The following is a 23862-nucleotide window of genomic DNA, read 5'->3' as shown; positions in this document are numbered from 1 at the left end:
TCGCCCGCTAGCGATCAGGCCGCGTCGCGCAGCGCCTCGGCCTGGACCGCACGGTTTCTTCCGTCGCGTTTGGCTTCGTAGAGCGCGCGGTCGGCGCGTTGGAACAGGTCGCGCCAATCACCTTCGCTGTGCACCGGGCCTTCGGCGATCCCCAGGCTGACGGTGACCGTGCCGCCGTGCGGCATGCGTGCGGTGCGCACATCGTGGAGCAGACCGGCGGCAAGCGCTTCGGGCAGTTCGTCGGCGCGGCCCAGGATGGCGAATTCCTCGCCCCCGATCCGCGCGACCGAGCCCATCAGTTCGGCCCGGATCGCCAGCCGTTCGGCGACCTCGCACAGCACCTCGTCGCCCTTGTCGTGACCGTGCTGGTCATTGATCGCCTTGAAGTGATCGATATCGATCACCAGCAACCGCAGCGGACCCTGACTGCCCAGCGCCAACGCGTTGTCGATCAGCGCGCGGCGGTTGAGCAGCCCGGTCAGCGGATCGGACAGTGCCAGTTCGCGCGCCGATTTCTGCAGGCTGAGCAATTCGACAATGCGGGCCTGGTTGGAATCGATCATGTGCAGCTGGAACACTGCGGCGATAGCCAGGCTGACCCCGAAGGCCAGGTCCATCCGCTCGCCCGAAGTGAACAGCAGCATCAGCATCGGCACCAGATTGATCACCAGATTGGCGATTGCCGCGCCGCGTGCGGCGGCAAGGCAATAGGCGGTCGAGAAGGCACCCAGCGCGATGATGATCGGGTAGTAGATCCGCTCACCGGGTGAAGAGCCAAGCCACGAATAGACGCACCACGCGCTGCACAGCACCGCGATGGCGGATGAACCGATCGTGGCTTCCTTGATGAAACGTGTGGCGCGGCGCTGGCTGACCGCCAGCCGCAGATCGCGGCCGAGATTGAGGAAGCCGGCAAGGCAGAAAAAGCACATTGCCGCCGGCGCGCCATAGCGCACCCAGGCGCTTGCGCCCGGTGCGGCAGCCAGCGCGGCGGTGGGTGTGGTGAGCAACAGTGCCAGGAACAGCAGCCGCGCATGCTTCTGCATCTGCACGGCGGATAACTGCATGAATTCACCCCGGATTTCCTCCGGAATGGTCGGCGCGAAAAACGCGCGAATTCGTGCAATTCCCCCAATCACGCTGCAAAACTTATCCAGTGGTACTGAAGTATTGGTTAAGTCGTGATGGCGTGACTGAATATTCTTTGTGTTCTGATGTCGGGTGTTGATTGCTCGTTAACCATACCAGCGTAGCCCTGCCGCATCGGTTTCATTGTCAGGACAGTCCACGCCATGCCGCACACCGCTCCCGCCAATCCCAGCCTGCCGCAGAACGACAGCGCCGCCGGCCAGCTTGAACGCGCCGCCCAGCTTGACCTGACGCGGCTGGGCTATGAATGGAGCACCGCGGTGCCCTCGCTGCCGCAAGTCCCGGTGGTGAATGGCCTGCCGGGCACCGAAACCCCGACTCTGACCTGGTGGGTCATGCTGAGCGGGATCTTCGTCACCCTGATCGAAAACCACCTGGCAGTGCAGAAACTCGCCGCCGAGCGCGGCGTTGCGGTTGACCTGGTGGGGATCGCCGCGAACCAGGCGTTGGCGGCCACGGTCGCCGCCGATGTCGCCGCGATCAAGACCAAGATCGCGCACAACACCACTGGCGGCACGATCTGGTCGCGGCTGGCGCAGGACGCCGAACTGGAATTGCTGGCGCTGGGCGAAGAGGCGCTTGCCGCGAAGTTTGAGGATCACGCCCGCAAGCTCTGCGCCGCGCTCGAACTGGGTGTCGCGCGCGAGGCGGAGCTGGGCCATGCCTTCCCGCGCGGGCTCGAAAGCTATCGCGAGCTGTTCCAGACGATCCCGCTGCCCGGCATCGCCTGGTGTTTTCAGGACGATCACGAATTCGCCCGCCTGCGGGTCGCCGGGCCCAACCCGATGCTGCTGAAGCAGGTTCACGCGATCCCGGCCAAGTTCCCGCTCGATGGGGCCAGCTATGCCCGGGTGGTCAATGGTGATACGCTGGCTGCCGCGCTGGCCGAAGGACGGCTCTACGTGCTCGATTACCACGCGCTTGATGTGCTGGTGCCGGGCAGCACTGATGGTCAGGCCAAATACGTCTATTGCCCGATCGCGCTGTTCGCGGTGCCGCCGGGCGGGGCGGCGCTGGTGCCGGTCGCAATCCAGTGCGGGCAGGACCCGGCGGAAAATCCGATCTTCACCCCCTCGGTCCGGCCCGACGAGCAGTGGGGCTGGGAAGTGGCCAAGCTGGTGGTTCAGGTCGCCGATGGCAACTGGCACGAACTGTTTGCGCACCTGGCGCACACGCATCTGGTGATCGAGGCGGTGGCAGTTGCCACCCGCCGGCACCTGGCCGAAATGCACCCGCTGTGGGCGCTATTGGTGCCGCATTTCGAAGGCACGATGTTCATCAACTATGAAGCCGCGACCAGCCTGATCACCGCGGGTGGACCGATCGACCGGATTTTCGGCGGGACGATCTCCTCAAGCCAGCAGACGGCCGCCGATGCGCGCTTTGGCTTCGACTTCACCCAGCGGATGCTGCCCAACGACCTCAAGGCGCGCGGGGTCGATGATCCCGCGAAGCTGCCCGACTATCCCTATCGCGACGATGCCCTGCTGGTCTGGCAGGCGATCCACGAATGGGTCCAGGGCTATGTCGGGCTGTATTACGCCAACGACGCTGCAGTCACCGGCGATACCGAGCTGGCCGCCTGGGTGGCGGCGATCGCGGGTGAGGGCGCGCTGAAGGGCTTCGGCCCGATCCAGACCCGCCACCAGCTGGTCGATTGCTGCACGATGATCCTGTTCACCGCCAGCGCCCAGCACGCGGCGGTCAACTTTCCGCAGGCGACGATCATGGAATTCGCCCCGGCAGTGACCGGCGCCGGCTGGCAGGCCGCCCCGCTTGAGCGGCAGGGACACGATCGGCAGGACTGGCTTGGCTACATGCCGCCCAGCGCGCAGGCGCTGAAGCAGCTTGAGGTCCTCTACCTGCTGGGCTCGCTGCACTATCGCCCGCTCGGCACCTACCTCAGCCGCGACTTCCCCTATCCGGCCTGGTTTACCGATCCCAGGGTCACCGGCCCCGAAGGCCCGCTCCCGCGCTTTCAGGCGGCGCTGCTGAAGGTCGAGGAACGGATCGTGGCGAGGAACGCCGAGCGGCGCGTGGCCTATCCGTACCTGCTGCCGAGCAAGGTGCCGACGAGTATCAATATTTGAGGGGGGCGTCACCTGGCACAGATGCTCTGAATCTTGCTGCTCAGTGTAGTGCCAAACGATAACCGACCCCTGGTTCATTGAGTATCAGCCGAGGATTGGATGGTTCCGCCTCCAGCTTTTGTCGTAGCGCGCGGATAGCTACCCGAAGGTAGTCGACATGATCTTGTTGGGCTGGCCCCCAGACTGCCCGCAGCAAATGGGCATGGGTGAGGACCCGACCCGCATGTTTGGCCAGTTCGGCAAGCACAGCAAACTCCTTGGGTGTCAGGTGGATTTCCGCTCCAAGCCTTGTCACAATCCGACGATGAAGATCGATCGCAATCTCTCCCAACGGGATTGCTACGGAATGAGCGCCCGGGCTTACGTCAACCAGATTGTCGATGTGCCGTTCGATTCCGGTCATTTCACTGTCAAGTTCGGACACAAGGGCGCGGTCCGATGCGCCCTCGCGGCGCAGCGCACGAACGACGGTCTGCACAGCCTTGATCCGGGGCTTGATTTCATCGCCGATCGAAGTGAGCAATGCCGAACGCAAGCGATCGCGCGCCCTTAGCGCCGCTGCGTCGCGGGCATCACCTTCGATCTGCGCGCGGGCGAATGCCAATGTCAGCTGATTGAGCAGACTCTCGAAAAGCAACTTTCGATCTTCGCAAATCGGCGGCATACCATCATCGCGAGCCAGTCCGATTGACGCCAGCATGTCGTTGCCAGACCGAATGGGGTGGAACTGCCAGTCAGCTTGCGACACGCGCCTTTCACCTCGACCCGAAGGCTCACCAGTCTCAAGTGTAAAGGCTGCCGCAGCCAAGTCGCTAGGGCTCGGCAGGATATTTTCCGGCTGACTAGCCAGGATGGCCGTTTCATCAGATGCAGAAAGGATCATGACCTGGCAGCTGAACAACTCGGCAAACTGGCTGACACCAATTTGTGCGACCTGGCCAACGTCAAGCGCTGCAAGCAAGCGGCGAGCGAAACTGGCAATGGTGGCATTGCGCGCAGCATGGCTGGAAGCGAGTTGAGCCTGACGTCGAACCGACGCGGCGAGCTGACTGCACACCGCAGCGACTAAGAACAGCATGATCACGGTGACAATGTCGGCCGGGTTGTGGATCATTAAGGTGTGATAAGGCGCCGTGAAATAATAGTTGAAGGCCAGCGCTGATGCCGCAGCCGCCACCAGACCGGGGCCGAATCCAGCGTAAATCGCCGCAGCCAGGACCGGAAGCAGGTAAAGCATGTCGACCGGCGAGCTGTTCCAGCGAGCTTCGATAACCAGTCCAATCACGGTCGAGATGGCAACTAGCAGCAACGCGGCGGCGTAGGCGGCCAATGTCTGCGCCAGCGGAATTGCCGGATTGCGGGTGGGGGGCAGCTTAAAGTCCATGCGTTCAGGATGCCGACAAGGCCTATCCGCGTCGAGGAATTATGCCATTCACGGCAAAAATCCACATGGAATCTTTATGCGCAACAGGCGCACAATTAAGTCATGCATATACCCGCTCAAGCCCCCGCCAGCGAACCGAATGCCGGTACGCCCGACTCCACCTCTCCTGCTCCCCGGGATAACCTGGCCGTCCTGGTCGTGGGAGCGATCGGGGTCGTGTTTGGCGACATCGGCACTTCGCCGCTGTATGCCATGAAGGAAAGCTTCATTGGCCCCCACCCGCTGGCGGTGGATCGTCTCCACATTTTTGGCGTTCTCAGCCTGATCTTCTGGGCGCTAATGCTGATAGTCACGGTCAAATATGTCTTGGTCGCGATGCGCGCTGACAACAAGGGCGAGGGTGGCTCGTTTGCCTTGCTGTCGTTGATTTCAAGCCACCTCGATGAACGACGCAAGGCGATACTGCTGGCGCTGGGCGTGCTGGCGGCGGCGCTGTTCTATGGCGACGCAATGTTAACGCCAGCGATTTCGGTACTGTCGGCTGTAGAGGGGCTGACGATCATTGAGCAACGGCTGGAGCCATTGGTACTGCCGATCTCGGTCCTGATCCTGCTCGGCCTGTTCTTCATCCAGTCGCGTGGGACGGCACGGGTAGGCGCCCTGTTCGGTCCGGTCATACTGGTCTATTTCGTCGTACTTGCAGCGCTGGGCCTGTTCAATATCGCGGCCCATCCCGAGATTCTGTCGATCTTCAATCCTTGGTGGGCGGTTGATTTCTTCCGCCACGACCCTCGTTTGGGCTTCCTTGCGATGGGATCCGTCTTTTTGGCGGTGACCGGGGCGGAAACGCTATATGCCGACATGGGCCATTTTGGACGCAAGGCGATCGGACTGAGTTGGCTTGGCCTAGTGTTCCCCTGCCTAATGCTCAATTACATGGGGCAGGGCGCGCTGCTGCTGGACAATCCGGCGGCGGTTGAGAACCCGTTCTATCTGATGGCTCCCGATTGGGCGCGGCTGCCGTTGATCTGCCTCGCGACCTGCGCCACGATCATCGCCAGTCAGGCGGTGATATCCGGGGCTTTCTCGGTCACGCACCAGGCGATCCAGCTGAGCTTCCTGCCGCGCTTCAAGATCCTTCATACCAGTGCGAAGGCGGCGGGCCAGATCTATATTCCGACCATCAATTGGGGGCTGCTGCTGATGGTGCTGATTCTGGTACTGGGCTTCCGAAAATCGACCAGCCTGGCTTCGGCCTATGGCATCTCGGTGGTGGGGACGATGCTGATCACAACAGCGATGCTGGCCTTTCTGATTTTCAAGGTCTGGCGCTGGAACCCCTGGGCCGCTGGGGCGACAATTGCTCTGTTTGCTACCGTCGACATTGCTTTCTTTCTCTCAAATATTGCCAAGATTGCCGACGGCGGTTGGGTTCCGCTGACCGTAGCGGTGGCGATCTTCACTGTGCTGACCACCTGGGCCAAAGGGAGGAAGATGCTACGCGAGCAACTTGAGGTCGACACCTTGCCGCTCCAAACTTTCGTCAACTCGACCTCGGGTTCAATACACCGGGTAAAGGGGACCTCGATCTTCCTTTCGGCAGCCAAAGACGGAATTCCGGCGGCATTGCTCCACAACATCAAGCACAACCAAGTGCTGCATGAGAATGTTGTGCTGCTGACCGTTGAAGTTGCGGAATCTCCACGCGTCAATGTGCAAAACCGCCTTGAAGTCCACCATGTCGGGCAAGGCTTCCATCGCGTCATCATGCACTATGGCTTCACTGAAGAGATTGATATTCCTAGTGATTTGACTCCTTTGGTCAAACTTGGAATTCCCCTGGATCCGATGCGGACAAGTTACTTCCTGGGACGGCAAAAGCTGATCGCAACTCGGGAAATTGCGGGTATGGCCCTTTGGCGAGAACACCTTTTCGCCTGGATGCTCAAGGCTTCTGAATCAGCAATGGACTATTACCGCCTGCCGGCGAACAGGGTAGTAGAGCTGGGAAGCCAGATACGAATTTGATTCGTCGCGGTGCCAAAACATTGGTGGACGGGGCCATCGGGTGGGCTGCATCCACCAACCCCGGCAAAACCCCACCAACTTCACTTGGCGTTCAGCAAAGCTCTGGCTATAGGCCTAGCCCATGCGTGACCGTTCGCCGATGAAGCTCGCCCTTGGTGCCACTGCCGTGGCTGCACTCCTGACGCTGTCTGCCTGTGGCGGGCGCGGGGGCGGGCCGAAGGATACCGCCTTTGTCGCGCGCGATGTCGATACGCTTTATGCCACTGCGAAGGAAAAGCTCGATCGCGGTGATACGCAGGTTGCCGCCGCGCTGTTCGACGAGGTGGAGCGCCAGCACCCCTATTCGCCCTGGGCCCGCCGTGCCCAGTTGATGAGCGCCTTTTCCTATTACGTCGCCAAGGATTACAACAAGTCGATCCAGGCGGCGCAGCGCTTCCTTTCGATCCACCCGGGCAACCGCGATGCGGCCTATGCCTATTACCTGATCGGGCTGTGCTATTACGAGCAGATCAGCGATGTCGATCGGGATCAGAAGATTACCAACCAGGCGCTCAACGCGCTGAACGAAGTGGTCCGCCGCTTCCCGACTTCGCGCTATGCCGCCGATGCAAAGCTGAAGATCGACCTGGTGAACGATCACCTGGCCGGCAAGGACATGCAGATCGGGCGGTTCTATGAACGCTCGGGCCGGTGGCTGGCCGCCAACCAGCGGTTCCGCAACGTGGTCGAAAAGTACCAGACCACCAGCCACACCCCCGAAGCGCTGTTCCGGATGACCGAAACCAGCCTGCAGCTGGGCGTGCCGGAAGAAGCGCTGAAATATGCCGCGGTGCTGGGGGCGAACTATCCCGGCAGCGAATGGTACCAGAAGGCGCACGACCTGATGCAGAAGCACGCGCCGGGCACCAGCACCAAGTAAGCGGCGGGGCGGCGAAAGGGCAGACTGCACAGGGGCTGTTTCTTTCTACTTCCCAAGTTGACAATTGGTCCCGCTTGGCGCTCTATGGCGGGCAACCATGCTTTCGCAGAAGACCCGCTATACGATCCGTGCACTCCAGCATCTGGCCGATACCTGGCGGCAGGGGCCCGTGCGGCTCGATACGATTGCCGAGGCGCAGAACATCCCGCGCAAGTTTCTGACGGTGATCCTGTCGGAGATGGTTCGTGGCGGGCTGGTCAATTCCACGCGCGGGCGCGAGGGCGGCTATGAGCTGGCGCTGGCCCCGGTCGACATCCGCTATGGCGATATCATCCGCCTGACCCGCGGCAGCCTGGCCCTGGTGCCCTGCGCCAGCCGCAACGCGCATGAGCATTGCCAGAACTGCCTGCCCGAAGCCGAATGCCGCCTGCGCGGACTGATGCTGACCCTGCGCGATGAAATGGCGGCGATGCTCGACAAAGTGACCCTGGCCGATCCGATCAAGGTCGAAGCACCGTTTGCCGACAGCGAAGACGGGTGACTCCGGCGTAACACCGCGCTAGAACAGTCCGCGAACATGCTGACTTCGCTTGCCATCCGTAATGTCGTGCTGATCGAGGCGCTGGACCTGGCGTTTGGCGCCGGGCTGGGCGTGCTGACCGGGGAAACCGGGGCGGGCAAATCGATCCTGCTCGATTCGCTGGGGCTGGCACTGGGCGCGCGGGCAGACAGCGGGCTGGTGCGCGCCGGGGAAGATCAGGCCAGCGTTACCGCGAGCTTTGAATTCGCCGCCTTGCCAGCAGCAATCGGCACCCTGCTGGGCGCTGCCGAAGTCGATCTGGATCCGGGTGAGCCGCTGATCGTCAAGCGCCGGGTCAAGGCCGATGGCGGGTCCAAGGCCTTCATCAACGATCAGCCCGTCAGCGCGGCGCTGCTGCGCGAACTGGGCGCGCATCTGGTTGAGCTGCATGGCCAGCATGACGATCGCGGGCTGGTCAACCCGCGCGGCCACCGTGCACTGCTCGATCGCTATGCCCGCGCCGATGCCGAAGGGGTGGCTGCGGCCTGGACCGATTGGCGCGCGGCGCGTGAAGCGCTGGAAGCGGCGCGGGCGGCGATCGCGCAGGCGGCGGCCGACCGCGACCTGTTGCTCGCGCACCTGGCCGAACTGACCGCGCTCGAACCGGTCGAGGGTGAAGAGGCCGAGCTGGCCGGTGCGCGCGCGGCGATGCAGAAGGGTGAGCGGCTTTCGGACGATCTGGAGGAACTGCGCAAGCTGTGGGCCGGATCGGATTCGGCGCTGGCTAGCCTGCGCGGCGCGGCGCGGCGGCTGGACCGGATTGCGGGCGAACATGCCCTGCTGGCCGAAGCCCTGGCCGCGCTCGACCGCGCGGTGATCGAGGCAAGCGAGGCCGAAGACCGGCTGGAACGCGCGGCCGAGGCGCTGAGCCACGATCCGCAAATGCTCGACCGGATCGAGACCCGTCTGTTCGAGCTGCGCGCCGCCGCGCGCAAGCACCAGTGCCAGGTCGATGAATTGCCGGCGCGGATGCGGGCAATGCGCGAAACGCTCGACGCGATCGAGGGTGGGGAGGCCAATCTGGCCGCGCTCGAAGCAGCGGCGGAGATTGCTGGTGAAGACTATCGCCAGCGCGCCACCGATCTGTCGGCAGCGCGCAGCGCGGCCGCGCTGCGGCTTGACCAGGCGGTGGCGGCGGAGCTTGCTCCGCTCAAGCTCGATGCCGCGCGGTTCCGCACCAGCGTGACCCGGCTGACCGAAGAGCAATGGGGGGCGAGCGGGATCGACCGGGTGGAGTTCCTGATCTCGACCAACCCCGGCGCCGACTTTGCGCCACTGGCCAAGATCGCTTCGGGCGGCGAGCTGTCGCGGTTCATCCTCGCGCTCAAGGTTGCACTGGCCGAAGAGGGCGGGGCGGCAACGGTGATCTTTGACGAGATCGATCGCGGGGTGGGCGGCGCGGTTGCCAGCGCGATCGGCGAACGGCTGGCGCGGCTGGCCACGGGCGGGCAGTTGCTCGCGGTCACCCATTCACCGCAAGTCGCCGCGCGCGGCCACACCCATTACGTGATCGCCAAAAGCAGCGAAGGCACGGTCACCCGCACCTCGGTCCACCTGCTCGACGCCGGCGGCCGCCAGGAAGAGATCGCCCGGATGCTGAGCGGAGCAGAGGTCACGCCAGAGGCGCGGGCGCAGGCGGATCGGCTGCTGGAACAAGCCTGACCATTGCCACGCCGGGTGCCTGTGTTAGTTCTGCATCCAGTTTCAGATACGAGGATCACCATGCTCAAATTGTCCAGACTGTTCCGTGCCTTCTGTGCCCTCATGATCGCCCTCGCGCTGCCCAGCGCGGCGCACGCGATCAAGGTCTATGTCGACAACACGCTGGGCGAAGTGAAGCCCGAGGAGAAGGTCACTCCGGCCAAGCCGGTGCCGGTGCAGGTGCTGTTCGAATTCCAGCGCGATGGCGCGCCCAATCCCAAAGCGACCAAGGTGACCAAGGCCTGGGTGCTGGATGCGCTGAAGGCGACCGGCGATTTCAGCGAAGTGGTTGAAACCCCGACCAGCAACGGCGCGGTGCTGAGCATCAAGTTCAACAACATCGTCAAGAAGGACGAACTGGACAAGTCCAAGGGCGATGCCTTCAAGGCCGGACTGGGCTTTGGCCTGTTCGGCGGGGCGATGGCCACTGACTATTACGAAGTGACCTTCGAATATGTCGCGGCGACCGGCGCGACACCGATCAAGACCGTGGTCAGCCACAAGCTCTACACCACCTTCGGCAAGCAGAAGAAGGACGTGGTGATCCCCGGCACGCAGTACAAGAAAGTTGACGATGCGGTGAAGGCGCTGATGATCCAGGTGATCAATCGCGGCGCGAACAATATCGTGTCGGACCCGGCCTTTCCGAAGTGAGTCCTGGCGCCAGACCTTTCGCGCTGGCGGCGGCCTGTGCCGCCCTGGCGCTGGGCGGGTGCATCAGCACCACGATCGACGAACTGCCGCCCTCGCTCGAAACGCTGCAGGTGCTGCGCAAGGCCGATGTGCCGCCGCTGGCGCTGGGGCCGTTCACCGTGGCCAAGGGGCTCGACGCGCGCACGGTCAATATCCGGGGATCGACGATCCACCCGGCCAAGGGTAGCAATTTCGCCGAATTCCTGGGGGAGACCTTCGCCACCGAACTGCGCGCGGCGGGCAAGCTTGAACCGGCATCGCCCCTGCGGCTGGGCGGGGTGCTGACCGAAAGCCATGCGGGTGAGAACCTGGCAAATGGCAAGGCCTGGCTGGCCGCGACGATCACGCTGACGCGCGATGGCAAGCAGGTGTTTGCCAAGCCCTATCGCGCTGACAACCAGTGGAAGTCCGATTTCATCGGTGCAATCGCGATCCCCGATGCCTTCCGTAACTACAACGCGCTCTATGCGCAGCTGGTCCGCCAGGCGCTGTCCGACCCGGAACTGATCGCGGCGATGCGCGGTGGCTGACCCCGCCCATCCGCTCGATCGCCCGGTCTGGAACTGCCTGACCGGCCCGCAGGCGGCCCTCGCGCGGGGCAGTGAGCTCGCCTGGCGGATCGATCCCGGTTACGGCCCCTTCGCCGCTGCGCGCGACCAGTCCGACGCGGCACTGGCGGCGCTGGCTGCGCAGTGCGAGCCGGACGGAGAGCTGTGGCTGGTTGAGCCCGAGGCCTGGCCCCCGCCGCCGGGCCTCAGGGTAGCCCGCACCGCGCCCTTGCTGCAGATGCTGGCCGAAGCACCCCGGCCGCTCCAGCTCGGCGACGAACGCTGCGAGCCGCTGGGCGAGGGCGATGCCGCGCAGATGACCGCACTGGCGCTGGCCACCGAGCCCGGCCCATGGGGTGAGCGCACCCGGCTCTACGGCCAATTCTACGGGATCCGCGATGGTGACCGGCTGGCGGCGATGGCGGGGGAGCGAATGCGCCCGGCGCCGGGGCTGGCCGAGGTTTCGGGCGTCTGTACCTGGCCCGACTATCGCGGGCAGGGCCTGGCCGGCAAGCTGATCCGCACAGTCATGGCCGGCTTTACCGCGCGCGGGCAGGTGCCCTTTCTCCACTCCTATGCCGGCAATGCCAAGGCGATCGGGCTTTACGAATCGCTCGGTTTTGTCGGAAGGCGGGCTATGGTGGTAACGGTGCTGGTGAAGGAGTGAACATGCGGCACGGCGATCCCGCCCAGTACTGGCAGCAGGGCTTCCTGCATGTCGAACAGCTGATCCCGCGCGAAGTGGCGACCGGGATGCTGGTACGGATGAAAAGCGATTTCGCGCGCCAGGGGATCGATGTGGCACGGCTGGAAAAGGACGGCCCGTTGCTGGCCCGCCCGGCGGTGGAAATCTATGGCTTCCACTATCCGATGTTCGCCGCGTTCCACTGGGGGCTGACCGCGACCGTGGCCGAACTGACCGGCAAGGAAGTGCTGCCCAGCTACTGCTATTTCCGGATCTATCGCCAGGGTGACATCTGCCGCGTCCATGGCGACCGCCCGGCCTGCGAGCATTCGATTTCGCTGACGCTGGGCTATGGCGATGAGCAACCCTGGCCGCTGGAGCTGGCGCGGCGCCCGATCGCCGAACCCTATGAGCGCGCCGATCCGGTCTTCGCGCCCGAAGAGGATGCCGCCGCAGTGGCCATGGCGCCGGGCGATGGCGTGCTGTACCAGGGCGTGCACCACCACCATGGGCGGACCATGCCCAATCCCAACCGCTGGTCGGCGCATCTGTTCCTGCACTGGGTCGATCGTGATGGACCCTTTGCCGCTGAGGCGTTTGACCGGCAGGCGGTTCCGGCCCGGGCCGAATTCTGATGAGCGAGCTGCCGATGCTGGACGAGGCTGCCGCCGCGAACGAACTGATGCGCCTGGCCCGGGCGATTGCGCATCACAACCGGCTTTATCATTCCGACGACAATCCCGAGATTTCGGACGCCGAATTCGACGCGCTGGTGCGCCGCAATGCCGAACTGGAAGCGCAGTTTCCGCACCTGATCCGCGATGACAGCCCCAGCCGCAAGGTCGGGCACGAGGTCGCAGCCTCGCCGCTGGCCAAGGTGCGGCACGACCAGCGGATGTTCAGCCTCGATAATGCCTTTTCGGATGACGACGTGGCCGATTTCGTGACGCGGGTGCGGCGGTTCCTGGCTTTGGGCGAGGACGCGCCGGTGGCCTTCACCGCCGAAGACAAGATCGACGGGCTGTCCTGCTCGCTGCGTTATGAGCACGGGCGGCTGGTCCGCGCCGCGACCCGCGGCGATGGCGAGGTGGGCGAGGATGTGACCGCCAATGTCCGCATGATCGCCGACATTGCCGAGCAGCTCAGCGGAAAAGTCCCTGATCTGTTCGAGATACGCGGCGAAGTTTACATGGCGAAGCAGGATTTCGTGGCGCTCAACCAGGCGCAGGAAGCGGCTGATGGCAAGATCTTCGCCAACCCGCGCAATGCCGCTGCCGGATCGCTGCGGCAGAAGGACCCGGCAGTCACCGCCGCGCGGCCCTTGCGGTTCCTCGCCTGGGGCTGGGGTGCGGCGAGCGATGTGCCGGAAGCGAGCCAGCACGCGATGATGCAGCGGATTGCCGATTGGGGCCTGCCGGTCTCCCCGCTGCTGACCCGCTGCGAAAGCGTTTCGGCGATGCTGGAGCATTATCGCAGCATCGAACGGGCCAGATCCGACCTGCCATATGACATCGACGGGGTGGTCTATAAGGTCGATCGGCTCGACTGGCAGGAGCGGCTTGGCTTTGTCGCCAAAGCGCCGCGCTGGGGGATCGCGCACAAGTTTCCGGCCGAACGCGCCGAAACCACGCTGGAAGCGATCGACATCCAGCTGGGCCGTACCGGCAAGTTGACTCCGGTCGGCCGGCTCAAGCCGGTCACGGTGGGCGGGGTGGTGGTGTCCAACGTCACGCTGCACAACCGCGACGAGATCGCGCGGCTGGGGGTGCGTCCTGGCGACCGCGTGGTGATTCAGCGCGCCGGCGATGTGATCCCGCAGGTGGTCGAAAACCTGACCCGCGACGTCCCGCGCGATGCCTGGCACTTTCCCGACCATTGCCCCGAATGCGACAGCGAAGCGGTGGCCGAAGAGGGTGAGGTCGATGTGCGCTGCACCGGCGGGCTGATCTGCCCGGCGCAGCGGACCGAACGGCTCAAGCACTTCGTCAGCCGCGCCGCGCTCGATATCGAGGGGCTGGGCGAAAAGACCATCGACGAGTTCTTCGCGCTCGGTTGGCTGGAAAGCCCGGCCGACATCTTTCGCCTGCGCCGCCGCCGCGAGGACATCGTCGGGCGCGAGGGGTGGAAGGACAAGTCAGTCGACAACCTGCTCGCCGCGATCGAGGCCAAGCGCCAGCCCGATGCCGCGCGGCTGCTGTTCGGGCTTGGCATCCGCCACGTTGGCGCGGTGACCGCACGCGACCTGCTCAAACGGTTCGCGACTTTGCAGGCGCTGCGCGAAGTGGCCCAGCGCGCCCTGGCAGAGGATGCTGAGGCTCTGGCGGACCTGACATCGATCGATGGGATCGGTCCCGCCGTGGTCGAGGCGCTGGGCGATTTCTTCCATGAACCACACAACATTGCAGTGTGGGACGACATCCTCTCCGAAGTCAGCCCGCCGCCTTACGTGGTCGAAACCAGGGACAGCGCGGTGGCCGGCAAGACTGTGGTCTTCACCGGTGCGCTCGAAACGATGAGCCGCGACGAGGCCAAGGCCCAGGCCGAACGCCTTGGCGCGCGCGCCGCCGGATCGGTCAGCGCCAAGACAGATCTGGTGGTGGCCGGGCCTGGTGCGGGATCTAAGCTGAAGAAGGCGCAGGAACTGGGGATCGAAGTGATCGACGAGGCCGCCTGGGCTGAAATTGTAAAAGCGGCGGGTTAGTCCCCGATCCCGTCCGTCCAGTCCATCGCATGGCCGGTCTGACAGATCCGGTCATAAAGCGCGCGGTTTTCCTTGATCCACAGCATGCCCTGCATGTCCTCCAGCTCAAGCGCCTGGTCAAAGCGCAGCCCGCATTCGCGCCCGCGCACCCACATTACCGTGCTGAACAGCTTCAGTTCGTGGAACGACAGGATCAGGCTTTGCCGTTCGGCCAGCGGATGATCGATCCGCAGCCGTGCGCCGGTGCTGGATATGTCGTCGATCAGGCACTTGCGGCTCTCATGGGTCAGCACCAGCGTGGCCGGCACGCCGAGTTGCAGCCGGTTGAAGTGGCGATGCCCTTGCGACGGGCGGGGGTGCGACTGGATACCCATGCGTCCCGGCTTAGCAGGCGGAGGTTAACCTTCCCCTAGGAATGCTCCTCGGCCTGGACCACCGCCGATCCCTTGCCGGTGCGCAGGGCGATGATCAGCACCCCGGTCAGCGCGATCACCGTGCCGACGATCATCTTGGCGTCGATCGGATCGGCGATCAGCCACGATCCCAGGCCGATGGTCATCAGCGGGGTCATCAGGGTCAGCGCAGCGACCAGATTGGCTTCGTACTTGGCGATCAGGAAGTAGTAGGCGGTGTGCGCGAAGATCGAGGTGACCAGCGCCGAATAGAACACCGCCGCCAGTGCCGGCCAGCCGGCGTCGAGCGTGTGGGTCAGCGCATGTGGCTCAAACGCCAGCGAAAGCGGCCCGATCAGCAGCACGCCCATCAGCGCGACCCAGGCCTGGAACTGCAGCGGACGGATCTCGCCCATCTGCTTCATCATGATCGCCCCCAGCGAACCGCAGAATGCCGAGGCGAGCAGCAACAGCATGCCGGCGCTGATCCTGAAGCCGGGCTGGTACATCACGATCAGCACGCCGGCGAAGGCCAGCGTGATCCCCAGCGTGCGGCGCCAGCGGATCCGTTCGCCCAGCATCACGATCGACAGCAGCGTGGTCATCGGCACGCTGGTCTGCACCACGATCGCGGCTTCGGAAGCGGAAACCCAGTTGAGCGCGATGAACATCAGCGCGAAATTGCCGCCACCCATCAGCACGCCAAGGAATGCAATTCGCCAGACCGGGCGGGGCAGGGGACGCAGCCAGGGCAGGGTGCAGACCAGCACGATCCCAAACCGCAGTGCGGTGTAGAACAGCGGCGGCACATGCCAGTGGCTGATCAGCACCTTGCTGAGCACGTTGTTGCTGGCCCAGACCAGGCAGATCAGCACGAACAGCAGGAAGTGGCTGGGCTTCATGCGGTGCTCACCACTTGCGCGACCATTCGGCCAGCTGCGAAATGCGGGTCGGGCGGACCCCGGCCCAGTTGCGCTTCCTGAGCCACAGGATCGACCAGTCGCCATTGACGATCCGTTCGGCGATCCGCAGGCCGGCACGGCGGCAGGCGCGGCGAACCTGGGCTTCCTGGGTTTCGAGCAGCCCGGCCAGCAGCAGGCTGCCGCCCGGCAGCAGGCTGCGCGAGAAATGCGGGGCCAGATCGATCAGCGGCCCGGCCAGGATATTGGCCAGGATCAGGTCATAGGGTCCGCGCGCCTTGAGCAGCGGGTGGTCCATCCCGTCGGCGACCAGCATGGTCAGTTCACCCGGCTTCGCGCCCAGCTGGATCCCGTTGGCCCCGGCGTTGTGATCGACCACGTCAATGCAGACCGTGTCGATATCGCTGGCCGTGGCATTGGCGCCCGGCCACAGGTGCAGCGCGGCAAAGGCCAGCAATCCGGTGCCAGTGCCAATATCGGCGCAGTTGCGCACCACCAGCCCGCGCCGCTTCATCTCGCTGAGCATGGTCAGGCATCCGGCGGTGGTGGCATGCTGGCCGGTGCCGAAAGCCTGACTGGCCGGAATTACGAAATTGCGCAGGCCCGGGCGGCGCAGCGGCTGATGATCAGGCGTATGAACCCGAAACCGCCCGGCCACGATCGGCTTCAGGTCCTGCTGGCTTTGGGTGAGCCAGTCGACCTCTGGCAGCTTCATTTCGGTGAGCATCGGCGTGCAATCGGCGAACAGCCCCAGCAGGGCTGCCTTGTCGGCCCGGTTGGGCTTGCGCGACAGCCAGGCTTCAAGCTGCCATTCGTCGGGGCGATCCTCGGCGACTTCGCTGCCCGAAATGACGATTTCGGGATCCCAGTCAATGACGTCCTCGTGCGCCAGCAGCGCGCCCTCGATCACTGTGCGCGGGGCATAGGCAATCAGCTTCCAGGCCTCGCTCACTTGGTGGCTGCTTCCTTGGCAAGCCGACCTGCCAGGCGCTCGCTGCCGCCCTGGGCATAGGCCTCGCAGGCGCGCGGACCGGTCAGCGGGGCCTTGCCGGACAGTCGGTCCAGCAGATCGCTGCCGCCGGGGTGCGGGGTCAGCAGCAGATCGCAAGGCAGCCGCTCGATCACGCGCAGTCCGGCGCGGGCTTCATCGACGCGCTTGGGGTGATCGGTAAACCGATAGGCGTCGGACGAGATCGTGCTGATCGAATCCGCATAGGCGATCGTCAGACACTGGCCCTTTTCGCAGCTCTGCCAGGTCCAGCTGGTCGATCCGGGTGAATGGGTGGGGTTGGCGTGCATGGTGAAACGCGTGCCGCCCAGCACCAGCGCCGCGCCATCGCGCAGCACCCGGTCAACCCGGGCCGGCTTCATCGGATAGGCCAGCAGCAGATCGTGCTGGGGATCATCGGCATGAGCCTTGCCGCTGCGCAGCACCGGCGCGGCCATGGCACCTGCGGCCAGCCGGGCCCCGGTGGCCTGCTGGATCGCGGCGACTCCGCCGGTGTGATCAAAGTGTTCGTGGGTGGACAGCATCCACTTCACCTGGCGCGGATCAAATCCCAGGGCCTTGATGCTGGCCAAGACGTGCGGGGCGGCATCTTCGGGGCCGGTGTCGATCAGCACCAGACCGGCATCGGTTTCAATCAGCACCACGGTGATCCCGCAGGTACCGACGTACCACGAGCGGCCATGGATATGCGCCGGCGGGGCCGGTTCCGACCAGCCATCGCGCGGGCCGCAGGCACCGGCAATGTCCTTGCTGGCGCCGGGGCGGTCAACTGGGGCGGGGGATGCGCCGAGCAGCGCGAGCGGGGCGAGGGCAAACAGAGCTTTAGCGGACATAGCTGGCCCCGTTGGCATCGATCACCGTGCCTGTCATGCTTTCGGGCGCGTCGAGCGCACAGAATTCGACGATGCGTGCAATTTCGTCGGGCGTTGCCACCCGGCCCAGCGGAATGTCGGCCAGCAGCCCGGGGCCGCCGCGGCTGGCCAGATAGTCGCCGGCCATCGCGGTGTCGGTAAAGCCGGGGCAGACCGCATAACTCATCACGCCCTTGTTGGCATATTGCCGCGCGATCGTCTTATGCATTGCAATCATGCCGCCTTTCGCTGCGGCATAGTGCCAGTGATCGGGCGAATCCCCGCGATAGCCGGCGCGGCTGGCCACGTGGACCACCCGCCCGCCGCGCGCGCCTTCCAGCCAGTGCCTGACTGCATAGCGCGACAGTTCCGCCGCAGCTGTCAGATTGATCCGCAGCGTGTCTTCCCAGTTGTCGAGCCATTCGATGTCCGACAGGTCGATCGGGTTCGCCGCGAACAGCCCGGCATTGTTGACCAGTACGTCGATCTGCCCATTTGGCGAACGGGCCAGCGCCTGCTGCCAGATCGCCGACGGCGCGGTAGGGTCGGCCAGGTCTGCACCGATCGTATCGGCATCGTAAGCCTTGCTGGCATGGCCGATCACATGTGCGCCGCGCGCCTTGAGGGCCTGAACAATGGCCGCGCCAATCCCGCGCGAGCTTCCGGTAACAAGGATGGTGGGCTGGGTCATGCACCATCCTTGGCGCAGCGCGCGACCTTCGACAAGTTCAGGCCGGGGGACGGAGGTGAAAATGTTCACGGACCGGCCTTTGCTGGATCGGGCCTGTCGAAACATGTTGTGCCAAGTTCGCCCCAGACCCGCTTGCACACCCGCGCTTTTTGGCTAAGGGGATGGCGACAAGGGGCCGCGCGCCCCGCCAACCGCACAGGGGTTTACCGCCGCATGGCCCAGGCAAAGAACCGTCCGATATCGCCGCACCTTCAGATCTGGCGCTGGGGACCGGCGATGTTCGTTTCGATCCTCCACCGCGTTACCGGCGATGGCATGGCGTTTGTCGGGCTGGGGGTGCTGCTGTGGTGGATCTATGCCGTGGCGGCCGGGCCGGCCAGCTATGAGACTTTCGCCGGCCACGCCGGAGCCTGGTATGGCAAGGTGGTGCTGGTCGGGCTGACCTGGGCCTTCTTCAATCACATGGCATCGGGGCTGCGCCATTTCGTGCTCGATATCGGTGCCGGATTCGAACTCAAGAGCAACAACCTCTGGTCCATGCTCACCCCGCTGTTCGCGCTGGCCGCGACCGTGGTGACCTGGACTGTGATCCTGCTGAAGTAAGGGGCAGACGATGGGCAACGGAACTTCGATCGGCCGCGTCCGCGCACTGGGATCCGCACACACCGGCGCGCATCACTGGCTGGTCCAGCGCTATACCGCGATCGGTAACCTGGTGGCGGGGCTTTTCCTGGTGATCTCGCTGGCGGGACTGCCGGACTGGACGTTCAAGACCATGCTCGATTGGCTCCATCGGCCGCTGCCCGCGACCATGCTGGGGCTGTTCGTGATTTCGACCTTCTGGCACGCGCGGCTGGGGCTGCAGGTGCTGGTTGAGGACTATGTCCACGAACATGCCAACAAGTTCGCCAGCATGGCGCTGCTTAACCTTCTCTCGTTCGCAGGGGCGGCCTTTGGCCTGCTCTGCGTTCTCCGCATTGCCCTGGGGTCCTGATAATGACCGCTCCCGCCTACAAGATCATCGACCACACCTATGACACCGTCGTCGTCGGTGCCGGCGGCTCTGGCCTGCGCGCCACCATGGGCAGCGCCGAAGCGGGCCTCAAGACCGCCTGCATCACCAAGGTGTTCCCCACCCGCAGTCACACCGTGGCCGCCCAGGGCGGGATCGCGGCCAGCCTGACCAACAACACGCCCGATCACTGGACCTGGCACATGTTCGACACCGTCAAGGGGTCTGATTGGCTGGGCGATCAGGACGCGATCGAATACATGGTGCGCGAGGCACCCGCCGCAGTTTACGAACTGGAACACGCCGGGGTGCCGTTCAGCCGCAATGCCGATGGCACGATCTATCAGCGCCCGTTTGGCGGGCACATGCAGAACATGGGCGAAGGCCCGCCGGTGCAGCGCACGTGCGCCGCAGCGGACCGCACTGGGCACGCCATGCTCCACGCGCTTTACCAGCAGAGCCTGAAGTACGACGCCGACTTCTTCATCGAATACTTCGCGATCGACCTGATCATGGAAGATGGAGCCTGTCGCGGCGTGATCGCGATGTGCATGGAAGACGGCTCGATCCACCGCTTCCGCGCCAAGGGCGTGGTGCTGGCGACCGGCGGTTATGGCCGCTGCTACTACACCGCCACATCGGCCCACACCTGCACCGGTGACGGCGGCGGGATGGTGCTGCGCGCGGGCCTGCCGCTGCAGGATATGGAATTCGTCCAGTTCCACCCGACCGGGATCTACGGCGCGGGCGTCCTCATCACCGAAGGCGCGCGCGGCGAAGGCGGCTACCTGACCAATTCCGAGGGCGAGCGGTTCATGGAACGCTATGCCCCTTCGGCCAAGGACCTCGCCAGCCGCGATGTCGTTTCGCGCTCGATGGCGCTGGAAATGCGCGAAGGGCGCGGGGTGGGACCGAACAAGGACCACATCTACCTGCACCTCGATCACATCGCACCCGAAGTGCTGGCCCAGCGCCTGCCCGGGATTACCGAAAGCGGCAAGATCTTCGCGGGCGTTGACCTGACCCGTCAGCCGCTGCCGGTCTGCCCGACAGTGCACTACAACATGGGCGGCATCCCCACCAATTACATGGGCGAAGTCGTCACCATCGGTGCTGATGGCAACCCGGAAACGGTCGTCCCCGGCCTGTTCGCGGTGGGCGAGGCAGCCTGCGTTTCGGTCCACGGCGCCAACCGCCTGGGCTCGAACTCGCTGATCGACCTGGTGGTCTTCGGCCGCGCGGCCGGTCACCGGCTCAAGGAGCTGATCAAGCCCGGCTCGGCCCATGCCGAACTGCCCAAGGACAGCGCCGACCTCGCGCTGACCCGGCTCGATCATTTCCGCAATGCCAAGGGCGGCTCGCCGACCGCCGAAGTGCGCACCGAAATGCAGCGCAACATGCAGACCCACTGCGCGGTGTTCCGCAATGACGAGCTGATGGCCGAAGGCAAGAAGCAGCTCGCCAAGACCTATGAACGCATGCAGGACCTGCACGTCAGCGATCGCAGCCTGATCTGGAACAGCGATCTGATCGAGACGATGGAGCTCGACAACCTGATCAGCCAGGCCAGCGTGACCATCCACGGCGCGCACAACCGCAAGGAAAGCCGAGGTGCCCACGCGCACGAGGATTTCCCCGATCGCGACGACAAGAAGTGGATGAAGCACACCGCCGCCTGGTTCGACGGCTGGGGCGGCAAGGGCGGCAAGGTCCGCCTGGATTACCGCCCGGTGCACGAATACACGCTGACCGACGATGTGGACTACATCAAGCCGAAGAAGCGGGTTTATTAGACCATCCAGTCGCGACGGCTGCGTTGGATGGCGGAGTTGGCTTCCGCAGTTCGACGGGCGCGCTCATCGCGCTCTTGTTGCTGCCGGGTATAGCCTGCTGAGACGAAGGAAGTGACCGGGCGGTATTCCGAATTGCATTGAGGGCATTTAGCACCTACTTCATCACCGTTCTGCACAAGAAATGCCATTTTCTTTGTGCCATCTTTGCATTTTGGGCAAACCGGCCATCCTATCGGAGTTCCATCATTCCCGTTTCTATAGTAGTATCCGTCATGTTCGGACAATGCGGCAAAGTCGGCTTCGGCTCCATTGATTCGCTCAAGCTCTTTCCGTAATTTTTCAATCTCTTCGACAAGTTCGATTTGAGCAAGTTTGGCATTTGCTAATTCGCCCATCATTTCTGCTAGCTTGGCCTTGAGCGTGGCTGCGTCGAGGGCTCTATCAGCTTGAACGACTGACTTTCCGATTCCTATGGCAGCATTGATAGCGCCTAACCCAGCAATAAGATCCATTCAGCATATCCATCTGCTTTTGTTCGATCACCGCTTCTTAGCAGTCCTCAAATGATAGCTGCAATGGTTGCAGTGACACCTTAATCCCTTCAAACAATACTCACCCCTCATCCTCCCACTTCCCAGCCTTCAAAAGCATCCCCGGATCGCGCTGGGCGTGGATCACGTTGAGCACTTCGACGGTGTTCTTGCTGACAATGAAATAGATGTGATGCATCCCGCTGCGCTTGCGGCGCAGGCCGGGATTGATCGGATCGTACAAGGGATGTCGCAGGGCTGAGCTGCGCAGCTTCTTGATGTCAGCCACCAGCATGGCGACATAGCGCCTGGCTTGATCGTTGTCCCAGGTTCGCCGTGTGTAGCGCTCAACCTCGTTCAGATCGGCAAGCGCGTCAGGTCGATAGATCAGCTTGCGCGTCATTCGGACCCGAACTTTTCCTCAAACCAGGCGTCGATATCGAACTCTACCGCTGGTCCGCTATCGAGCGACTTTTGCACCATCGCACGCACTGCCTGGATCGCCGCATCCTCGTGCATATACTGTCGCATCGCCTCTCTCACCACTTCACTGGTCGAGCCGAATTCACCGCTTTCCACCTTGCGGCGGGCGAATTCAATGAAGGGGGCGCCAAGGGCGATCGAGGTGTTCTTGCTGGCCATGGGAGGAAGCGTACCAAATATTGGTAACGCGTTCAAGCCGACGGCCACCTCCGCCGAGCCTCAATCCTCCTTCGTCGATTGCGGCTATCCATCGCGGCGGCGCCTGCTCAACCCTAGGCACCACGCCTTGCGGGAGGGAGCATCCATCACCATGCTCAAACCAGTTGCCCTGATTGCCGCCGCCCTTGCGCTGTCCGCCGTCGCGCCGCGACCCGCGGCCCATGTGTTCCAGCCCGGCCATATCGACCTTGAGCGCGGACCGGATGGCAACACGGTGATCCTTGATGCGCCGCAGGGGCTGGTGGTGGTCGATACCGGACGGCATCCCGAACATGCTCAGGCGGTGCTCGATCACCCGCGCAAAGTGGGCAAGCCGGTGGTGGCGGTGGTCAATACGCACTGGCACCTCGATCACAGCACCGGCAACCGCGATCTCTTCGCGATCTATCCCAAGGCCCGCCTGATTGCGAGCGATGCGGCCAGCGGGGCGCTCAGCGGGTTCCTTGCGAAAGGCCGCGAAGCGGCTCGCCAGCGACTGGCCGATCCCAAGACACCTGCTGCTGACAGGGCCCGGATTGCCCGCGCGCAGGCGCTGTTGGACGATCGGCCTGCGCTGGTTCCGGCCGATCCGGTGGTGCAATCCGGGCCGGTCATGCTGGGCGGGCGGCGTCTGGTGGTAAATCTGGCCCGCAATGCCGCCACCGAGGGTGACCTGTGGCTGCTGGTGCCCGACGAGCAACTGGCCGTGGTCGGCGATCTGGTGGTGGCGCCGCTTCCGTTCTTTGACACCGCTTGCGAAGAGGGTTGGGCCGAGGCGCTGAATGCCATCGCCAGGGCGCGCTGGACCACGCTGATCCCCGGGCATGGTGCCCCGATGAGCCGCAAGGCGTTCAACCGCTGGCACAAGGCCTACACCCGCTATGTCGACTGCGCGCACTCAAGCGCTACACCGCAGGCCTGCGCCGCGCAGTGGCAGGCCGACGCGGCAGGGTTCTATACTCCGGCCGAACGCGATGATGTGGGCATGATGGCCCGCTACTATGTCGCCGAGGTGCTGCGCGCGCCGGCCGACAAGCGGATGGCCTATTGCCGCACAGCGGCTTAGCCGACCCGCTCGGCCCTTTCGGCCAGCGGGTAGAGCATGGTGTTCTCGCGTTCGATCCGATTGGCGAGCGCGGCCAGCAGCGCCTTCCAGTCACGCCTGAACCAGCCCGGATTGCCATGGATCGCAGCAGCGCCGGACCAGGTTTCCTTGAACCGGGAATAGCTGTGCACGATTCCGCCCATTTCCGTCTTGAAACTGCTGGCCACGTCTGCGGCATTACGATCGCTGCCATCGATCATCGCCGGATAGAGGAAGGCGTCTTCCGAGGTCAGATGGGTAAGCAGGACGGAATCGAGCCGGATCAGGACCTTGGCCAGCTGCTCGGCAGCTTCGATAGTGTCGAGCCGGGGCAGGATGGCCTCCACATCGCCAGCCAGATCGACGATCAGGTCATGCTGTTTGCGCCAGATGGCAATGCGGCTCATGGTCCCGTGGCCTC

General features: G+C 64.1%; 25 protein-coding genes. 14 read left to right on the top strand and 11 right to left on the bottom strand.

All coding sequences use genetic code 11. The features are described from left to right. Positions 1 to 14 precede the first annotated feature (14 nt). Entirely contained in the window at positions 15 to 1067 is a 1053-nt protein-coding gene (locus tag IT549_RS14160) for a diguanylate cyclase (RefSeq protein WP_292974227.1), read from the bottom strand. A 225-nt stretch (positions 1068 to 1292) separates the two neighbouring features. Between IT549_RS14160 and IT549_RS14155 the strand changes: the two genes are divergently transcribed. Beyond that, entirely contained in the window at positions 1293 to 3239 is a 1947-nt protein-coding gene (locus tag IT549_RS14155) for a lipoxygenase family protein (RefSeq protein WP_292974226.1), read from the top strand. 40 nt (positions 3240 to 3279) lie between these two features. On the opposite strand, the gene IT549_RS14150 is transcribed toward IT549_RS14155, so the two are convergent. Beyond that, positions 3280 to 4623 (bottom strand): DUF4118 domain-containing protein, encoded by a 1344-nt coding sequence (locus tag IT549_RS14150; RefSeq protein WP_292974225.1) that lies wholly within the window; start codon positions 4621 to 4623, stop codon positions 3280 to 3282. Between the two features lie 102 nt (positions 4624 to 4725). Here IT549_RS14150 and IT549_RS14145 point away from each other — a divergent pair, with 102 nt between their 5' ends. The 9 genes from IT549_RS14145 (at position 4726) to ligA (ending at position 14478) form a co-directional block, all read left to right on the top strand. Then, a complete protein-coding gene (locus IT549_RS14145; RefSeq protein ID WP_292974224.1) occupies positions 4726 to 6651 on the top strand; it encodes a potassium transporter Kup in 1926 nt (641 codons plus the stop codon). A 121-nt stretch (positions 6652 to 6772) separates the two neighbouring features. After that, entirely contained in the window at positions 6773 to 7570 is a 798-nt protein-coding gene (locus tag IT549_RS14140; protein WP_292974223.1) for an outer membrane protein assembly factor BamD, read from the top strand. Positions 7571 to 7667: 97 nt separating this feature from the next. Then, positions 7668 to 8111 carry an Rrf2 family transcriptional regulator gene (locus tag IT549_RS14135; RefSeq protein ID WP_292974222.1) on the top strand — a complete coding sequence of 148 codons (444 nt, stop codon included), beginning with the start codon at positions 7668 to 7670 and terminating at the stop codon, positions 8109 to 8111. 36 nt (positions 8112 to 8147) lie between these two features. Further along, positions 8148 to 9812 (top strand): DNA repair protein RecN, encoded by a 1665-nt coding sequence (gene recN, locus IT549_RS14130; RefSeq protein ID WP_292974221.1) that lies wholly within the window; start codon positions 8148 to 8150, stop codon positions 9810 to 9812. A 102-nt stretch (positions 9813 to 9914) separates the two neighbouring features. Further along, the gene (locus IT549_RS14125; protein ID WP_292974220.1) at positions 9915 to 10505 is read left to right on the top strand and encodes a hypothetical protein; all 591 of its coding nucleotides are present in this window, start codon (positions 9915 to 9917) and stop codon (positions 10503 to 10505) included. Further along, entirely contained in the window at positions 10502 to 11074 is a 573-nt protein-coding gene (locus IT549_RS14120) for a hypothetical protein (RefSeq protein WP_292974219.1), read from the top strand. Before IT549_RS14125 ends, IT549_RS14120 begins: the two co-directional genes overlap by 4 nt. Further along, positions 11067 to 11759: a GNAT family N-acetyltransferase gene (locus IT549_RS14115; RefSeq protein ID WP_292974218.1), complete on the top strand. Its 693-nt coding sequence runs from the start codon at positions 11067 to 11069 to the stop codon at positions 11757 to 11759. The genes IT549_RS14120 and IT549_RS14115 overlap by 8 nt, the downstream gene beginning before the upstream one ends. Positions 11760 to 11761: 2 nt before the next feature. Beyond that, entirely contained in the window at positions 11762 to 12412 is a 651-nt protein-coding gene (locus IT549_RS14110) for a hypothetical protein (RefSeq protein WP_292974217.1), read from the top strand. Continuing rightward, positions 12412 to 14478: an NAD-dependent DNA ligase LigA gene (gene ligA, locus IT549_RS14105; protein WP_292974216.1), complete on the top strand. Its 2067-nt coding sequence runs from the start codon at positions 12412 to 12414 to the stop codon at positions 14476 to 14478. Before IT549_RS14110 ends, ligA begins: the two co-directional genes overlap by 1 nt. Here the strand turns inward: ligA and IT549_RS14100 are convergent. From IT549_RS14100 to IT549_RS14080, 5 genes are read right to left on the bottom strand one after another with little or no spacing between them, the layout of a single operon-like run. Beyond that, on the bottom strand, positions 14475 to 14852 hold the full coding sequence (locus IT549_RS14100) for a PilZ domain-containing protein (protein WP_292974215.1): 378 nt from the start codon (positions 14850 to 14852) through the stop codon (positions 14475 to 14477). The two genes, ligA and IT549_RS14100, sit on opposite strands and share 4 nt — an antisense overlap. 35 nt (positions 14853 to 14887) lie before the next feature. Beyond that, positions 14888 to 15772 (bottom strand): DMT family transporter, encoded by an 885-nt coding sequence (locus IT549_RS14095; RefSeq protein WP_292974214.1) that lies wholly within the window; start codon positions 15770 to 15772, stop codon positions 14888 to 14890. 7 nt (positions 15773 to 15779) lie between these two features. Continuing rightward, entirely contained in the window at positions 15780 to 16742 is a 963-nt protein-coding gene (locus IT549_RS14090) for a 50S ribosomal protein L11 methyltransferase (protein ID WP_292974213.1), read from the bottom strand. Beyond that, positions 16739 to 17632 carry a subclass B3 metallo-beta-lactamase gene (gene bla / locus IT549_RS14085; RefSeq protein WP_292974212.1) on the bottom strand — a complete coding sequence of 298 codons (894 nt, stop codon included), beginning with the start codon at positions 17630 to 17632 and terminating at the stop codon, positions 16739 to 16741. The genes IT549_RS14090 and bla overlap by 4 nt, the downstream gene beginning before the upstream one ends. Further along, entirely contained in the window at positions 17622 to 18341 is a 720-nt protein-coding gene (locus tag IT549_RS14080) for an SDR family oxidoreductase (protein ID WP_292974211.1), read from the bottom strand. The genes bla and IT549_RS14080 overlap by 11 nt, the downstream gene beginning before the upstream one ends. A gap of 213 nt (positions 18342 to 18554) precedes the next feature. On the opposite strand from IT549_RS14080, the gene sdhC reads away from it, so the two are divergent. The 3 genes from sdhC to sdhA are packed head-to-tail and all read left to right on the top strand — an operon-like array spanning position 18555 to position 21146. Further along, on the top strand, positions 18555 to 18944 hold the full coding sequence (sdhC, locus tag IT549_RS14075; protein WP_292974210.1) for a succinate dehydrogenase, cytochrome b556 subunit: 390 nt from the start codon (positions 18555 to 18557) through the stop codon (positions 18942 to 18944). 10 nt (positions 18945 to 18954) lie between these two features. Further along, on the top strand, positions 18955 to 19335 hold the full coding sequence (gene sdhD, locus IT549_RS14070) for a succinate dehydrogenase, hydrophobic membrane anchor protein (protein ID WP_292974209.1): 381 nt from the start codon (positions 18955 to 18957) through the stop codon (positions 19333 to 19335). 2 nt (positions 19336 to 19337) lie between these two features. Further along, on the top strand, positions 19338 to 21146 hold the full coding sequence (sdhA, locus tag IT549_RS14065) for a succinate dehydrogenase flavoprotein subunit (RefSeq protein WP_292974208.1): 1809 nt from the start codon (positions 19338 to 19340) through the stop codon (positions 21144 to 21146). Here sdhA and IT549_RS14060 read toward each other — a convergent pair. The 3 genes from IT549_RS14060 to IT549_RS14050 all read right to left on the bottom strand — a co-directional run bounded on the left by IT549_RS14060 (position 21143) and on the right by IT549_RS14050 (position 22318). Next, positions 21143 to 21658: a hypothetical protein gene (locus IT549_RS14060; RefSeq protein ID WP_292974207.1), complete on the bottom strand. Its 516-nt coding sequence runs from the start codon at positions 21656 to 21658 to the stop codon at positions 21143 to 21145. The genes sdhA and IT549_RS14060 overlap by 4 nt on opposite strands. A 100-nt stretch (positions 21659 to 21758) precedes the next feature. Next, the gene (locus IT549_RS14055) at positions 21759 to 22079 is read right to left on the bottom strand and encodes a type II toxin-antitoxin system RelE/ParE family toxin (RefSeq protein WP_292974206.1); all 321 of its coding nucleotides are present in this window, start codon (positions 22077 to 22079) and stop codon (positions 21759 to 21761) included. Continuing rightward, positions 22076 to 22318, bottom strand: coding sequence for a type II toxin-antitoxin system ParD family antitoxin (locus tag IT549_RS14050; protein ID WP_292974205.1), 243 nt, complete (start codon positions 22316 to 22318; stop codon positions 22076 to 22078). Before IT549_RS14050 ends, IT549_RS14055 begins: the two co-directional genes overlap by 4 nt. 151 nt (positions 22319 to 22469) lie before the next feature. Between IT549_RS14050 and IT549_RS14045 the strand changes: the two genes are divergently transcribed. Beyond that, complete coding sequence (locus IT549_RS14045; RefSeq protein WP_292974204.1) at positions 22470 to 23423, top strand: MBL fold metallo-hydrolase; 954 nt, start codon at positions 22470 to 22472, stop codon at positions 23421 to 23423. Here the strand turns inward: IT549_RS14045 and IT549_RS14040 are convergent. After that, complete coding sequence (locus tag IT549_RS14040; protein ID WP_292974203.1) at positions 23420 to 23848, bottom strand: hemerythrin domain-containing protein; 429 nt, start codon at positions 23846 to 23848, stop codon at positions 23420 to 23422. The two genes, IT549_RS14045 and IT549_RS14040, sit on opposite strands and share 4 nt — an antisense overlap. Between the last annotated feature and the right edge of the window lie 14 nt (positions 23849 to 23862).

The organism is Novosphingobium sp. (assembly GCF_020852455.1).
In the GTDB taxonomy this organism is placed as follows: domain Bacteria; phylum Pseudomonadota; class Alphaproteobacteria; order Sphingomonadales; family Sphingomonadaceae; genus Novosphingobium.
The sequence above is the reverse complement of the archived record's forward strand: the minus strand, read 5'-3'. Positions and strand labels throughout refer to the sequence as shown.

Excerpts from the sequence above, each read along its gene's own strand:
- IT549_RS14160 (WP_292974227.1), bottom strand. The coding sequence starts at position 1,067 with ATGCAGTTATCCGCCGTGCAGATGCAGAAGCATGCGCGGCTGCTGTTC.
- IT549_RS14155 (WP_292974226.1), top strand. The coding sequence starts at position 1,293 with ATGCCGCACACCGCTCCCGCCAATCCCAGCCTGCCGCAGAACGACAGC.
- IT549_RS14150 (WP_292974225.1), bottom strand. The coding sequence starts at position 4,623 with ATGGACTTTAAGCTGCCCCCCACCCGCAATCCGGCAATTCCGCTGGCG.
- IT549_RS14145 (WP_292974224.1), top strand. The coding sequence starts at position 4,726 with ATGCATATACCCGCTCAAGCCCCCGCCAGCGAACCGAATGCCGGTACG.
- IT549_RS14140 (WP_292974223.1), top strand. The coding sequence starts at position 6,773 with ATGCGTGACCGTTCGCCGATGAAGCTCGCCCTTGGTGCCACTGCCGTG.
- IT549_RS14135 (WP_292974222.1), top strand. The coding sequence starts at position 7,668 with ATGCTTTCGCAGAAGACCCGCTATACGATCCGTGCACTCCAGCATCTG.
- recN (WP_292974221.1), top strand. The coding sequence starts at position 8,148 with ATGCTGACTTCGCTTGCCATCCGTAATGTCGTGCTGATCGAGGCGCTG.
- IT549_RS14125 (WP_292974220.1), top strand. The coding sequence starts at position 9,915 with ATGATCGCCCTCGCGCTGCCCAGCGCGGCGCACGCGATCAAGGTCTAT.
- IT549_RS14110 (WP_292974217.1), top strand. The coding sequence starts at position 11,762 with ATGCGGCACGGCGATCCCGCCCAGTACTGGCAGCAGGGCTTCCTGCAT.
- ligA (WP_292974216.1), top strand. The coding sequence starts at position 12,412 with ATGAGCGAGCTGCCGATGCTGGACGAGGCTGCCGCCGCGAACGAACTG.
- IT549_RS14100 (WP_292974215.1), bottom strand. The coding sequence starts at position 14,852 with ATGGGTATCCAGTCGCACCCCCGCCCGTCGCAAGGGCATCGCCACTTC.
- IT549_RS14095 (WP_292974214.1), bottom strand. The coding sequence starts at position 15,772 with ATGAAGCCCAGCCACTTCCTGCTGTTCGTGCTGATCTGCCTGGTCTGG.
- bla (WP_292974212.1), bottom strand. The coding sequence starts at position 17,632 with ATGTCCGCTAAAGCTCTGTTTGCCCTCGCCCCGCTCGCGCTGCTCGGC.
- IT549_RS14080 (WP_292974211.1), bottom strand. The coding sequence starts at position 18,341 with ATGACCCAGCCCACCATCCTTGTTACCGGAAGCTCGCGCGGGATTGGC.
- sdhC (WP_292974210.1), top strand. The coding sequence starts at position 18,555 with ATGGCCCAGGCAAAGAACCGTCCGATATCGCCGCACCTTCAGATCTGG.
- sdhD (WP_292974209.1), top strand. The coding sequence starts at position 18,955 with ATGGGCAACGGAACTTCGATCGGCCGCGTCCGCGCACTGGGATCCGCA.
- sdhA (WP_292974208.1), top strand. The coding sequence starts at position 19,338 with ATGACCGCTCCCGCCTACAAGATCATCGACCACACCTATGACACCGTC.
- IT549_RS14060 (WP_292974207.1), bottom strand. The coding sequence starts at position 21,658 with ATGGATCTTATTGCTGGGTTAGGCGCTATCAATGCTGCCATAGGAATC.
- IT549_RS14055 (WP_292974206.1), bottom strand. The coding sequence starts at position 22,079 with ATGACGCGCAAGCTGATCTATCGACCTGACGCGCTTGCCGATCTGAAC.
- IT549_RS14050 (WP_292974205.1), bottom strand. The coding sequence starts at position 22,318 with ATGGCCAGCAAGAACACCTCGATCGCCCTTGGCGCCCCCTTCATTGAA.
- IT549_RS14045 (WP_292974204.1), top strand. The coding sequence starts at position 22,470 with ATGCTCAAACCAGTTGCCCTGATTGCCGCCGCCCTTGCGCTGTCCGCC.
- IT549_RS14040 (WP_292974203.1), bottom strand. The coding sequence starts at position 23,848 with ATGAGCCGCATTGCCATCTGGCGCAAACAGCATGACCTGATCGTCGAT.